This is a genomic window from Neobacillus sp. BP17, assembly GCF_059579525.1.
The window spans coordinates 232,501-246,137 of sequence record NZ_CM184198.1 but is presented as its reverse complement, the minus strand read 5'-3'; the positions used below and the strand labels follow the sequence as shown (position 1 = coordinate 246,137).

At 41.1% G+C, this 13,637-nt stretch carries 12 protein-coding genes, 2 tRNA genes and 2 rRNA genes (1 of these 16 running past the window's edge); 1 reads left to right on the top strand and 15 read right to left on the bottom strand.

Annotated elements, in window-relative coordinates:
• Positions 1 to 64: 64 nt before the first annotated feature.
• The 7 genes from AC4QJR_RS01335 to moaC all read right to left on the bottom strand — a co-directional run bounded on the left by AC4QJR_RS01335 (position 65) and on the right by moaC (position 7,452).
• Positions 65 to 1,279: an NAD(P)-dependent malic enzyme gene (locus AC4QJR_RS01335; RefSeq protein ID WP_496525024.1), complete on the bottom strand. Its 1,215-nt coding sequence runs from the start codon at positions 1,277 to 1,279 to the stop codon at positions 65 to 67.
• Positions 1,280 to 1,397: 118 nt separating this feature from the next.
• Positions 1,398 to 2,744: a 2-hydroxycarboxylate transporter family protein gene (locus tag AC4QJR_RS01330; protein ID WP_098575107.1), complete on the bottom strand. Its 1,347-nt coding sequence runs from the start codon at positions 2,742 to 2,744 to the stop codon at positions 1,398 to 1,400.
• A 118-nt stretch (positions 2,745 to 2,862) separates the two neighbouring features.
• Positions 2,863 to 3,570, bottom strand: a complete 708-nt coding sequence (locus tag AC4QJR_RS01325) for a response regulator (RefSeq protein WP_496525023.1) — start codon at positions 3,568 to 3,570, stop codon at positions 2,863 to 2,865.
• Positions 3,548 to 5,167 carry a DcuS/MalK family sensor histidine kinase gene (gene dcuS / locus AC4QJR_RS01320; protein ID WP_496525022.1) on the bottom strand — a complete coding sequence of 540 codons (1,620 nt, stop codon included), beginning with the start codon at positions 5,165 to 5,167 and terminating at the stop codon, positions 3,548 to 3,550. The genes AC4QJR_RS01325 and dcuS overlap by 23 nt, the downstream gene beginning before the upstream one ends.
• Positions 5,168 to 5,308: 141 nt before the next feature.
• Complete coding sequence (locus tag AC4QJR_RS01315) at positions 5,309 to 6,061, bottom strand: sulfite exporter TauE/SafE family protein (RefSeq protein ID WP_496525021.1); 753 nt, start codon at positions 6,059 to 6,061, stop codon at positions 5,309 to 5,311.
• Between the two features lie 198 nt (positions 6,062 to 6,259).
• The gene (locus AC4QJR_RS01310; RefSeq protein WP_098575110.1) at positions 6,260 to 6,919 is read right to left on the bottom strand and encodes a redox-sensing transcriptional repressor Rex; all 660 of its coding nucleotides are present in this window, start codon (positions 6,917 to 6,919) and stop codon (positions 6,260 to 6,262) included.
• Between the two features lie 35 nt (positions 6,920 to 6,954).
• Positions 6,955 to 7,452 (bottom strand): cyclic pyranopterin monophosphate synthase MoaC, encoded by a 498-nt coding sequence (gene moaC / locus AC4QJR_RS01305; RefSeq protein WP_098575111.1) that lies wholly within the window; start codon positions 7,450 to 7,452, stop codon positions 6,955 to 6,957.
• 177 nt (positions 7,453 to 7,629) lie between these two features.
• Between moaC and AC4QJR_RS01300 the strand changes: the two genes are divergently transcribed.
• A complete protein-coding gene (locus tag AC4QJR_RS01300; protein WP_496525020.1) occupies positions 7,630 to 9,549 on the top strand; it encodes an ABC transporter ATP-binding protein in 1,920 nt (639 codons plus the stop codon).
• Positions 9,550 to 9,830: 281 nt separating this feature from the next.
• Here the strand turns inward: AC4QJR_RS01300 and tsaD are convergent, their stop codons facing one another.
• From tsaD to AC4QJR_RS01260, 8 genes are all read right to left on the bottom strand, one after another.
• Positions 9,831 to 10,853 carry a tRNA (adenosine(37)-N6)-threonylcarbamoyltransferase complex transferase subunit TsaD gene (gene tsaD / locus AC4QJR_RS01295; RefSeq protein ID WP_496525019.1) on the bottom strand — a complete coding sequence of 341 codons (1,023 nt, stop codon included), beginning with the start codon at positions 10,851 to 10,853 and terminating at the stop codon, positions 9,831 to 9,833.
• Positions 10,850 to 11,299, bottom strand: a complete 450-nt coding sequence (gene rimI / locus AC4QJR_RS01290) for a ribosomal protein S18-alanine N-acetyltransferase (protein ID WP_098575114.1) — start codon at positions 11,297 to 11,299, stop codon at positions 10,850 to 10,852. The genes tsaD and rimI overlap by 4 nt, the downstream gene beginning before the upstream one ends.
• 21 nt (positions 11,300 to 11,320) lie before the next feature.
• Positions 11,321 to 12,019, bottom strand: coding sequence for a tRNA (adenosine(37)-N6)-threonylcarbamoyltransferase complex dimerization subunit type 1 TsaB (gene tsaB / locus AC4QJR_RS01285; protein WP_098575115.1), 699 nt, complete (start codon positions 12,017 to 12,019; stop codon positions 11,321 to 11,323).
• On the bottom strand, positions 12,016 to 12,471 hold the full coding sequence (gene tsaE / locus AC4QJR_RS01280; RefSeq protein ID WP_496525018.1) for a tRNA (adenosine(37)-N6)-threonylcarbamoyltransferase complex ATPase subunit type 1 TsaE: 456 nt from the start codon (positions 12,469 to 12,471) through the stop codon (positions 12,016 to 12,018). The genes tsaB and tsaE overlap by 4 nt, the downstream gene beginning before the upstream one ends.
• Positions 12,472 to 12,657: 186 nt before the next feature.
• Positions 12,658 to 12,734: transfer RNA gene (locus tag AC4QJR_RS01275), tRNA-Asp, on the bottom strand.
• Positions 12,735 to 12,768: 34 nt separating this feature from the next.
• Positions 12,769 to 12,842 (bottom strand) — tRNA-Met (locus tag AC4QJR_RS01270).
• Positions 12,843 to 12,921: 79 nt separating this feature from the next.
• A 5S ribosomal RNA gene (gene rrf / locus AC4QJR_RS01265) occupies positions 12,922 to 13,038 on the bottom strand.
• A gap of 127 nt (positions 13,039 to 13,165) precedes the next feature.
• Positions 13,166 to 13,637 (bottom strand): 23S ribosomal RNA (locus AC4QJR_RS01260); it runs 2,465 nt beyond the window's last position.

The following is a 13,637-nucleotide window of genomic DNA, read 5'->3' as shown; positions in this document are numbered from 1 at the left end:
TAACGTGAAAGACCTTATTAAACTTATTCTCTTCTAACACCCACCAATGGGTTGAATTGGATTTCTAAATGATTTCTACTAGTTTTTTGCTACTCATTCCTTTTCTAGCTACTCCCTCTTCAATGGCTGCGTTCGAAACGGCGGCGGCAACTCTTTCCCCTACACGTGAATCCAAGGCGTTTGGAATGATATACTGCGGTGAAAGTTCTTCATCCGATACAAGTCTTGAAATGGCGTAGGCGGCGGCAAGCTTCATCTCCTCTGTGATATCTGTTGCCCTTACATCAAGTGCTCCGCGGAAGATCCCTGGAAAAGCGAGTACATTATTTACCTGATTAGGATAATCAGAACGGCCTGTTCCAACTACTGCTGCACCGGCTGCTATAGCCTCCTCAGGATAGATTTCTGGCACCGGGTTTGCCATTGCAAAAACGATTGAATCTTTATTCATTGTTCTGAACATTTCTCCAGTTAAAGCCTTTGGCCCTGAGACTCCGATAAAAATATCCGTATTTTTAATGGCATCTTGTAAGGTGCCCTGTATCCCTCGCAGGTTTGTTTTCACTGCTATTTCTGCCTGCCGATCGTTCATCCACATTTCACCTGGGCAAACAATCCCTTCCAAGCTTACTAACGTAATATCCTTAAAACCGGCAGTTAATAAAAGCTTGGCAATCGCAATCCCAGCAGAACCTGCGCCATTGATGACTACCTTTACCCTATAGATACTTTTCTTAACAATTCTAAGTGCATTTAAAAGGCCAGCCAGTACGACAATTGCTGTCCCATGCTGGTCATCATGAAACACAGGAATGTTTAATTCCTTTTTTAAGCGTTCTTCAATTTCAAAGCATCTTGGAGCAGCGATATCCTCCAAATTGATTCCGCCGAACGTTGGCTCTAATGCTTTGATGATATTGACTATTTCATCGACATTTTTTGTTCCCAAGCAGAGCGGATAAGCATCAATCCCTGCGAATTGTTTAAATAAAACTGCCTTCCCCTCCATTACCGGCATTGCTGCTTCGGGACCAATATCTCCTAACCCTAAGACCGCTGTTCCATCTGTGACAACAGCTACTAAATTACCACGCCCTGTATGCTCAAAAGAAGCCTCACTATTTTTGGCAATAATCTTACATGGCTCCGCTACACCTGGTGTATAGGCTAAACTTAAATCATCTGCATTGTTAACTTCTACCTTACTGACAATACTAATTTTCCCGGCAAGCTTTTTGTGAAGCAGCACGGCCTCTTCTTTGATCATTCTTTCATTCATTCCAACCTTCTCCTTTTGCTCCAACCTAAGTCTAGATGTTAATCTGGGTGACGAAAATCAAATCTATTATTTAAAAAGTCGAGCCGTGACAGATAGCCACAGCCCTTTTGAGGAATTACTAACTTAATAATTTCAGTAAAAGAATAGCCAATATAACGGTTGAGGCGCCGCCAATTCTTGTGGAAACTTGGGCAAATGGCATTAATGACATCCGATTAGATGCCGAAAGAATCGCGACATCCCCCGTACCTCCTAAACCACTATGACAGCCTGTAACAATTGCTGAGTCAACAGGATACATCTTCATCAATTTTCCTACAAAGTAACCCGTAGTAATCATTGCGACTACAACAGAAGCACAAACAACCGCATATCCAGGTGTTACGATCTTAACTACATCCTTAAGCGGAATATAAAGCATCCCTAAACCAACCATTAATGGCCATGTTAAACTTGATGATACAAATTTATATAAGTGATACGCACCTTGTTCCATTTTAGCTGGCATTATCTTAATACTTTTTACTACTGCTGCTGCAATAATCATTAACACTGGTCCAGGAATTCCAAGAAATTTATTTCCAAGTCCACCTAAGATAAAGAAACTGCATGCTATTAACAATCCTGCACCCATAAGTGGGAAATCAACCGGCTTATCAATCGTTGCGGCTTCTGTGATTCCGTCGCCGCCTTTTGTTTTCACTAATACACCATTACCCGTAAGGTGTTTCTTTTTCTCACCTATGCGAGACAAAATACCAGCACAAACGATAGCGACAATATTCCCAATTACAGCGGCGGGGATCAACTGACCAACAAATGTTTCTGAAGATTTTCCGAGAACCTCTGCATAGCCTAATGAAAGAGGCAAAATTCCTTCTCCGATGCCGCCACCGATTATTGGTACAACAATATAGAAAAGTGTGTGTTTCATATCATATCCAAAAAGCAAACCAACAAGGACCCCTACGATAACTGAAGCAATGGTCCCTAAAATAAGCGGGATAAACATTCGTGTGAAACCTTGAATTAAGACTCTGCGATTCATCCCAAGAATACTTCCGACTACTAAAACAGAGATATATAGATAAAGGAAATTTGATGTTTTCATTAATTGCGTAACCGCATTCATTCCAGTTGTGTTAATCACACTAAAATAGACTAATATAGATGGGACCAACAGTGCTAGAATTGCCGGACCCCCAATATCCTTCAAGACCGGAATCTTCATACCAAGGTCACCAAGTAAAATACCCATAACAATAATGATGGCAAATCCGCCAATCATGTCAGCTGGAAGCAATTTATAGACAGCTGAAAAGTAGACAACAGCTGCGATAACGATATAAAGCGGCAGTGGAATAACCCCTATCTTCATACTGCCAATTTTACCTAAAAAACCTTTCTTTTCTTCCTTTTCCCCTGAAACAACCGTAAGCGGTTGCAATTTTCTAACTGGTTCCATAAATTCATCCCCCTATGAAATTTATGTCTATATCATATTCTTGATTGAAACGCTTTCATAGTTTATGTAAATTTAATAAGATTTTTGTAAATAAAAAAAGTAAGCAGTTTTCGGCTGCTTACAAAAAGGCTTTGATTAGATGTTCTTTCATTTGATTATATTCATGCTGGTATACAGGTCTGCCGACAGTACCGTAAATTACCTTCACATCAAGAATTCCGATTTCCTTTAAAAAGTTTAAATACTTACGGACCGATACCCGAGAAATGCCGACCACCTTTACAACGTCCTCTGTTGAAAACGGAGCATTTTTTAATTCCTGAATGGCTTCCCAAATTTGTTTTAAGGTGTCTTTTGTCAGTCCTTTCGGGAGGTCTTCGATAAGAGACTTTTCCTCTCGGTGCAGGATCTGCTGGTCCAGCACGTCTTGATTAATTACATGTTGTGTCTGAATAATCTTTGTTTGGTTCTTATAGTCAACTAACGCTCTGCTAAATCGGTCAAATTCAAAAGGTTTAATTAAATAATCTACAGCTCCGTACCTCAAAGCCTTTTTAATCCGCTCCATGTCTGACGCTGCTGAAATAATAATTACATCGGTCTCTTTCTCATTTTCGCGGAGGTAGGTTAACAGCTCTAAACCTAGTTTCCCCGGCATAAATATATCAAGCAAGATAAGATCGATTTCTAGCTTTTCCAATTTCATAATCGCCTCATCTACAGATGCAGCCATTGCCATCAATTTAAATCCGGGGACCTGCTCAAGATAGCGTTTATTGAATTCAGCCACCATTGGATCGTCATCAACGATCATCACTCGGATCATTTCTGTCCCCCTCCCCATCATATGGTATATACACGGCGAAAACGGTCCCTTTTTCAGGCTTTGATGATAGAATTAAATCCCCGTCCAACTTTTTAACCGCCTGCGAAACGAGATACAATCCTAATCCTCTATTTTCACCTTTTGTGGAGAACCCTTTGTTGAAAATTTGGTTTTGTATTTCTTCACTCATCCCTTTTCCGGTATCTTTTACTTCAATTGTTAAAATATCATCTGCATAATCAAGGGAAACTGTTACTTTTTTGAGTGGACAACCGCTCACAGCCATAATCGCATTATCAATTAAATTACCTAAAATCGTAATCAGTTCATGTGTTATATCAGAATCCTCGGGTTGAGGAATTGGTTGTTCACACAAAACTGATAACTCTGTCCCCGATTCCCTTGCATAACTTAACTTTCCAATTAAAAAGCCTGCTAATACAGGGTCCTTTATTTTTTTGGTCACAAAGCCAATTTCGTTATTGCGATGATTAACCGTTTCATTGATGTATTCAACAACTTTTTCATAATACCCTGTATGGACCATCCCTAAAATAACATGAAGCTTATTCATATATTCATGTGCCTGGGCTCGAAGTGCATCGGCGTAAGTTCTCACTCCAGTCAGTTCTTCGGCGAGTACTTGTATTTCTGTTTTATCGCGAAAAGTTGCAATGGCCCCTACGACCTTATTCCCAACAATAACAGGGACTCGATTAGTTAAAATAGTCATTCCATTTAAATTCTGTTCTTCATCCAATTCAGCTTTACCCGTTTGTAAGAGATCTTTTAAGCGCGTGGTAGACAAATACCTTTCTATATTTACCCCCTTCGGATTATCCGGCAGTCCTGCCTTGTGAAACATCTTTAAAGCAGCTCGGTTGACAAGTGTTATCTTTGACTCTTGATCAACCGCGACTATTCCTTCTCTGACGGATTGAAGCATAGCGCTTCTTTCTTCTAATAATTTTGCGATCGCAAACGGCTCAAGCCCAAGTAAGATTTTTTTGATATATCTAGCTAAAATAACAGCCCCAAGAACACCGATTAATAGGCCGATCAGGGTTCCAATATAGATCCCAGTTCGGCTCTTTTTGACGGCCTTTTCCACATTATCCAGCGAAATCCCAACGGCCACTGCCCCGATTTGTTTCCCTTTTTCGTCCTTAATGGGTGTAAAAGAGCGTAATGAAGGTCCCAGCGATCCCTTTGATATTGACGCATGCTCTCTTCCTTTTAAAACAGGCCCTTCATCTCCACCCCTGAATGGCAACCCTATTTTTTTACTGTCGGGGTGGGATTTTCGAATGGCATTCATATCCATCACGACAATAAAGTAAACATTTGTAACTTTCCTCATTTCATTTGCATAGCTTTGAATGTCCTTTTCATCGCGTTTCCCACTCATCGCCTCAATCACAAGCGGACTATGTGCAACCATGCGAGCTACACTTCTTGCTTGCTCCGCCTGATTCTTTTCCGTCTCTGAAGCAATTCTGGAACTTATAAGTAAATCCGTTATCAACAGCGAAAAAGTAACCACTACACAAACGAAGACAATAATCACTGATTTTAAACTCCATCTGCCCCTTCTCATATTTCCCTCCAGCTGTACCGGGTGTCAGGCACCATCTTGATGCACCCCTTGATGACAATGTAATCATTCAGGTAAGTAAAGTAAACGCAAAAAAGCTGCAAAGCTTGCTATGACAGAACTTTGCAGCCTTGGAAGCTTTCTTTAGCTTATCAGTAATATAGCTCCTGCTAAAATAGGGGTCAGGACCATCGCACTTTTTAAAACGGGCTGAGGTGCAAAGTCCGTAAACTTAGCCCCGACATAAGAACCAATCATGGTTCCTGCCACCACTTCAAATAACAATGGGAAGTTCAAGTATCCTTGAAAATAATAGCCAGCTCCCCCTGCTAAAGCGATGGGCAGAATAACAAGCATGGTTGTACCCACAGATTGTTTAAGCGTAAGTCCCAAGATTAAAAGCAGTCCGATTTGAATGAACGGTGCAGCACCAATCCCAAATGTCCCAGACAACAACCCGGTAACCAAACCGACTAGCGCTGCTTTCTTAATGAGAAGAAGGTTGCTCGGTTCGTCTTTTTTATAGTTTGCCTTAATTTTTTGAACGATAAACAATCGTACGACCAAGATCATAGCTGATAGAAACAACATCCCTGCGGTTAACCAATGCAAGGAATGGATGGGAATCAAACCAGCAAGCTTTGAACCAATAAAGGAAGCAATCGACCCAAAGCCTCCGACAATTAGACCCGTTTTAATCGAAATATTTCCTTGTCGAAAATGACTGTACGCACCTGACAAGGTAGTAAACACCATGGCAGCTAAAGATGTCCCTAACGCTACATGGATGGGAACTCCAAAACCCACTGTTAAAATGGCAATAATAAAGCCAGAACCTCCTGCTCCGACAAATCCTAATAATACCCCAAGTACAAACATAGTCAGCACGATCGCCAACTTCATCCCCTCCAATTGCAAAAACCCTAGATGTCACTCTAGGGAATGTGTGATCTATAATCCCGATAGTAATCGCTTGCAAATAAACTACCTACATCTTAGTCCAGCCCTCAGTATTTTGATAGATTATGTAATTAAAAAAAGCAAGCATACAAAAGAGCTCTCCACAAATATTGTGAAAAGCTCTTAACTAAATTACTATTCTTCTTCCTCTAATTCCACCGTCGGATAATGCTTTAAAAAATAAACAAGCGATTGCAGTTCCACTGCTAAGTCAATATGATGGACTCTAATTTGCGGGGGAACATTTAAGCGTGCTGGCGTAAAGTTTAATATTCCCTTTATATTTGCACTCACAAGTCGATCAGTAATCATCTGTGCAACTGGGGCTGGAACCGTTAATATCGCAACGGATATACCTCCCTCAGATAAAACCTTCTCCAATTCATCCATATGATAAACCGGGACCTCGCGAATTTTTGTTCCCATTTTTTCTGGATCCACATCAAAGGCACATTCTATTTTCGTGTTATTATTCTTTAAAAAATTATAGTTTAAAAATGCCGTGCCCAGATTTCCTACCCCTATTAAAGCAACCTTTGTTAATTCATCCTGGTCCAAGGTTTTACGAAAGAAGGAAATCAAATAATTGACATTATACCCATAACCTTTTTTTCCTAATGCTCCGAAATAAGAAAAATCGCGGCGAATCGTGGCTGAGTCGACCTTTACGGCTTCACTTAGTTCGGCTGATGAAACCCTTTGCTTACCGGAAGAATGCAGGTTTTTAAGAAATCGGTAATAAAGGGGCAGCCGTTTGGCTGTCGCCTGTGGTATTTTCATTGTTTCATTACTCATAATCTCCCACACCCCATGGATAATTTAGTTAAAAATCATTTAACTTTTTCGTTTCTCTTAAAATCACCATTTTTACCGCCTGTTTTTTCGACAAGATATGTAGGGCCAATCACCATACCTTTATCAACTGCTTTACACATATCATAAACCGTTAAAGCGCATGCTGACGCAGCTGTTAACGCTTCCATTTCTACACCTGTATTCCCCTTGGTTTTAACGGCTGCCGATATATTTAAGCGATAATTCTCTTCTGTGTCCTGCTCCCAGGAAAAAGATATATTAACCCCCGTTAAGGGAATCGGATGACACATCGGAATCAAATCCCACGTCTTCTTTGCTGCCATGACCGCAGCTACCTGTGCCACTGCTAAGACATCACCTTTTTTTATCGCGTGATTCGTAATTCTATCGTAAATTTCTTTCCTAACTGTAATACTGGAATGAGCAAGTGCCGTCCGTGCTGTTTCTGGCTTATCACTGACATCGACCATTTTTGCTCGGCCTTCTTCATTAAAATGCGTTAATTCTGCCATATAAATAATCCTCCCTTCAAATCATACACTATTTTTCCTTATCTGTCTGTGAAACTTTGAACGAAATTCAAGGTTTTTGCCGATTTAACACCTTCATCCACCTAATCTGCGCCTCAGTTTATTGCCGATATACGGGGAATAAGGTACACTAAACCTATGTAATAGAGGTGAAAAAGAATGATTTTGTTACAGGTTAATCAACTACAAAAATATTATGGTGCTGACCTAATTTTATCGAATATTAAATTAGAATTACAAACTCGAGACCGTGTGGCTCTAGTTGGTCGCAACGGGGCAGGAAAATCAACATTATTGAAGATTATTGCTGGCCACTTGTCACATGATGGCGGTGAAATCATCAAACCAAAAGAAGTAATGATTGGCTATTTAGCCCAAAATACTGGTTTAGAGTCCACTTTGTCGATATGGGACGAGATGTTGACTGTATTTGAACCGCTGCGTTTAATGGAAAAGTCACTTCGGGCCCTTGAAGAGCAAATGGCCGATCCTAATGTATTTGATGATACTGGAAGATACGAGAGAATCCTAAAAGAGTACGACCATCTTCAAGTGAAATTTAAGGAGCAGGGTGGATATCAATACGAGGCAGAGCTCCGTTCTGTACTCCATGGGTTAAATTTCCCTGATAAATCCTTGATGATATCAAGTTTAAGCGGCGGACAGAAAACGCGTCTTGCCCTTGGTAAACTGCTATTAACTAAGCCCGATATCTTAATATTGGACGAGCCGACCAACCATCTTGATATTGATACCCTGTCCTGGCTGGAGCAATATTTACAAAGTTATCACGGGGCCATTTTGATTGTTTCCCATGACCGCTATTTTTTAGATAAGGTGGTTACGCAGGTATATGAAGTGTCCCGTAAGCAAATCCAACGATTCACAGGCAACTATAGTTCCTACCTAGATCAAAAAGCGGCCAATTATGAGCGTGATTTAAAGCTTTTTGAAAAGCAACAGCAAGAGGTGGCAGATCTTCAGGATTTTATCAACCGGAATTTGGCACGTGCATCAACGACCAAACGAGCCCAAAGCCGCCGCAAAAAGTTAGAGAAGATGGAACTGATGGACCGCCCCTTAGGAGATGAAAAATCGGCAAACTTCTCGTTTGAAATTGAAAAACAAAGCGGCAATGACGTGTTAACGGTCGATTCCCTTGCTGTCGGTTATCAGGGCGAAAAGGTCTCAGAAGCCATTTCTTTTCGTGCCTATAAAGGAGAAAGCATTGCCTTAGTTGGCCCAAATGGAATTGGTAAATCAACCTTATTAAAAACAATTATTAAAAAGCTTCCTGCCCTAGACGGAACCATTCTCTATGGAACAAACCTTTCCATCGGATATTACGATCAGGAACAGGCTGAATTAACTTCCAATAAGCGTGTTTTGAATGAACTCTGGGATGATTACCCGTTAAAAAACGAAAAAGAGATTCGAACGGTTCTTGGTAATTTCTTATTTTCCGGTGATGATGTCTTAAAAATTGTCTCCACTTTAAGCGGCGGGGAGAAAGCTCGACTTGCTTTAGCTAAGCTGATGTTGGAAAAAGCCAATGTTCTAATTTTAGATGAGCCCACCAACCATTTGGATTTAGATAGCAAGGAAGTTCTTGAGAATGCATTAATCGATTACCCTGGCACAATTCTTTTTGTCTCCCATGACAGGTATTTTATTAACCGAATTGCCACAAAGGTCTTGGAACTGAGCCGCCATGGCAGTACAGAGTATTTAGGGGATTATGATTATTATGTAGAGAAGAAATTGGAGCAGGAGGAGCTTGCTGCCCTGGCGCTGGCGGATCTTCAAAAAGGGTCTGCGCAAATGGAAGCATTTGAGAAAAATACTTATCAACAGGATAAGGAAAGCAAGAAACAAGAGCGTCAGCGAAAACGAAAATTAGAAGAAGTGGAACAAAGAATTGAAGAACTGGAAGAGCAAATTCAGGAATTCGAACAGCAGTTATGTGATCCAGATATCTTTCAAAATCATGAAAGAGTATTAGAAATCAACCTAAAAAATGAAAAAGCCAAGGCTGAACTCGAGCAACTAATGGAAGCATGGGCGGAATTGGCAGAGTAAAAACCGAGCAGTGCTCGGTTTTTTCTTTTTAATAAGACATATATCGACAACATTCGATATAAACACTTTTTTAAAAAATTATTCACTTTTCCACAAGCTTATTCACATTGTAAACAGAGTATTCCCAATGATTTTTTTAGTTTTCCACAATATCCACAATAATTACCCCACTTATCCACATTATACACAGAAAACAATCCACTTATCCACATTTAAGATTATTTTGATGGAAGTTCAAAAATTCTTATCAACAAAAAAACTCTTCTTATCCAGAAGAGTTTCTAATTATATAATTCAATATCTAATCCAGGATTGGCGTTTAACGTCAAATTTGCTCGAATTCCCTTTTCAAACATCACACTTCCAGCAGCAGCGATCATTGCTGCATTATCTGTACATAGTGATAATGGCGGGATGACTAATTCAATCCCAGGTTTCTTTGAAAAAACCTTCTCTAACGCCTGTCTAAGTCCTTTATTCGCTGCAACCCCGCCCGCTACCAATACTTGCTCTACGCCGTATTCTGTGACCGCTCTTTCTGTTTTTGTGACTAAAACTTCAATGACGCTTTCTTGAAAACTTGCAGCTAGGTCTTCAGGGGCAATCACCTCACCGCGTTGCTCCGCATTATGGACCGTATTAATAACTGCGGATTTTAAACCACTAAAACTAAAATCATAGGAGCCTTCCTCCAGCCATGCCCGAGGTAAGTTAATCGTCGGATTTCCAGACTGAGCCAGGCGGTCAATATGAGGGCCGCCAGGGTACGGCATATTTAATGTGCGGGCTACCTTATCGTAGGCTTCCCCTGCAGCATCATCTCTAGTTTCCCCAATCACTTCAAAATGGCCATGTTCCTTCATATACACCAGTTCTGTATGCCCGCCAGAAACGACAAGAGCGAGGAGCGGGAATTTCATTTCGGTTACCAGCCGATTTGCATAAATATGGCCGGCAATATGGTGAACAGGAACGAGTGGTTTGTTCTCAGCAAAAGCTAATGCTTTCGCGGCATTTACCCCAATTAAAAGGGCACCGACCAGTCCAGGGCCCTCTGTGACAGCAATCGCATCAATCTCAGCAAACAAAATATTAGCTTGCTTTAAGGCTTCCTCGGTAACAATAGTGATTTGTTCAACATGGTGGCGGGAAGCAATCTCTGGCACAACACCACCAAAACGTTTATGACTTTCAATTTGAGATGCCACAACATTTGCCACAATCTCACGGCCGTTTTTAATGATTGCGACAGCCGTTTCATCACAACTTGTTTCAATTCCCATAATCCATTGATCTTTTATCATAAATTTACCCACATCACTAAACCATCTTCCTGATTATCTGAATAATAATTTTTACGGATTCCTCCATTTTGAAAGCCTAGCTTTCGATAAAGAGACTGTGCCACATGATTGGTCACACGTACTTCAAGTGTCATGGTCTTTGCTCCCATCTCCCGGGCTACTGACATCATTTTTTGCAATATAGCTTCCCCCAGCTTCCGGCCCCTATATTCAGGCAAGATTGCTACATTCGTCACATGGGCCTCGTCAATGACAATCCACGCTCCGCAGTATCCAAGAATTTTATTATTTTCTTCTAAAACGATATAAACAGCAAATCGATTATTGTGCAATTCATTATAGAAAGCTTCACGACTCCATGGGGTCGTAAAAGATGCATGCTCTACTTCCAAGATCTGATCAATATCCTCTTCCCTCATATTACGAAAAACAAATGAATCTACCATAACTCTCTATTCCTATCCATTTCATATTTTTCCTTTCGCTTCTAACCATTTCGCTTCAGCCTCAGCTAAACGAATATAATTTGGGACAAAAGAATGTATGTCCTCTCCAGGTTTATCCTTGCCAAGAAGGGCGAGCTCTGATGGACGAGGATTATGTTCTGTGATCGCTGCAAAAACGGCCTGTGATTCCAAATGGTCAGCGATTGTTGCTTGATGGAGTAATAAATCATTTCCGATAAATAATATAGATTTACCGGCTCCTTTTAGAGACTCTGCCCAATCGGCTAACATGACCAAGCGATCCTCTTTAACTGTTAAGAATTCACTGCCATGATTTTGGTATAATCCCGTATACACTTGTCCCCTTCTAGCATCAAAGAGAGGCGAAACATAGCCATCAAAATAACGGCTAACACCTGATGCTAGAATTTCAAGGCTGGAAATACCGACAAGTGGAATGTTTAGGGTCCATGCTAACGTTTTAGCAATGGTTACCCCAATTCTAACTCCTGTATAAGAGCCTGGTCCCTTGGCTACGACAATCTTCGTTAAATCTGCAGGCACCCGCTCACAATCCTTCATCAGTGTTTGAATAGCAGGCATAATCCGAACAGAATGGTTCTTTTTTAAATTGGTTATATATTCTCCAAGTACTTGATTCTCTTCAATAAGCGCTACTCCTAAGGCATAGTTAGAAGTATCAATCGCTAATATCGTCATGAAAAAATCTCCTTACATAATTGCTCATATCTTTTTCCTCTCGGGGCGAAAACCATTCTTCTTTGATCCCCTTCTTCACGATACAAGTAGATGGTCAGTCTTTCCTCGGGAAGCTGCTCCTCAATTAAATGTGCCCATTCTACTACCGTTACTCCATCTCCTTCGAAGTACTCATCAAACCCCAGGTCTTCAAATGCATCTGCCACCCGGTAGACATCCATATGATATAATGGCAGGTTTCCTTTATATTCTTTAATAATGGTAAATGTCGGGCTATTAACGGTTTTCTTAATTTCTAAGCCTTTAGCCAACCCCTTTGTGAAAGTTGTTTTTCCTGCACCTAAATCACCTTCCAGTGCAATGACATCTCCCGGTTTTAAGAGTCCAGCCAATCTTTCGGCAAACTGAGAAGTATCCTCAGAATCCGTTGTAATACGTTCATATTGTTTCATTCGATCACCTTTTTATTTTAACATCGTAGCACATATCTTCATTTTACCTTATTTATCTGCAAAAAAACCTTAGGATTTCTCCTAAGGTGCCTATTTCATATGTAGTTTACCTGATTTTTTACAATTGAGCAAAAAAAGGCATAAAAAAAGACGAAACTTTGTTTCGTACTCATTTTACAATATAAATGGCGGTCCGGACGGGACTCGAACCCGCGACCTCCTGCGTGACAGGCAGGCATTCTAACCAACTGAACTACCGGACCAGAGTTTTTTCAAGCAATGCTTGAAAATAACTTATTGCGGGGACAGGATTTGAACCTGCGACCTTCGGGTTATGAGCCCGACGAGCTACCAGACTGCTCCACCCCGCGACGATAAATATAAATTACTGCACCATAATATTATCTCACTTCAAGAAAATAAATATGTATGGTTTTTAAAGTAATTTTAGCCTGGCAACGTCCTACTCTCACAGGGACGCGTGTCCCAACTACCATCGGCGCTGAGAAGCTTAACTTCCGTGTTCGGTATGGGAACGGGTGTGACCTTCTCGCCATAATTGCCAGACCATATATTCGACACTATTTTATTATAATGTCTTTTTCATATTTTTCAAGAGGAAAATTAATTTTTTTCATTCCCTCAAAACTAGATAATGCAGAAGAAGATTGTAAACTCAGAGATCACCTTAAAATTGGTTAAGTCCTCGAACGATTAGTATCAGTCAGCTCCACATGTTACCACGCTTCCACCTCTGACCTATCAACCTGATCATCTTTCAGGGTTCTTACTAGCTTGCGCTATGGGAAATCTCATCTTGAGGGGGGCTTCATGCTTAGATGCTTTCAGCACTTATCCCGTCCGCACATAGCTACCCAGCGATGCTCTTGGCAGAACAACTGGTACACCAGCGGTGCGTCCATCCCGGTCCTCTCGTACTAAGGACAGCTCCTCTCAAATTTCCTGCGCCCACGACGGATAGGGACCGAACTGTCTCACGACGTTCTGAACCCAGCTCGCGTACCGCTTTAATGGGCGAACAGCCCAACCCTTGGGACCGACTACAGCCCCAGGATGCGATGAGCCGACATCGAGGTGCCAAACCTCCCCGTCGATGTGGACTCTTGGGGGAGATAAGCCTGTTATCCCCGGGGTAGCTTTTATCC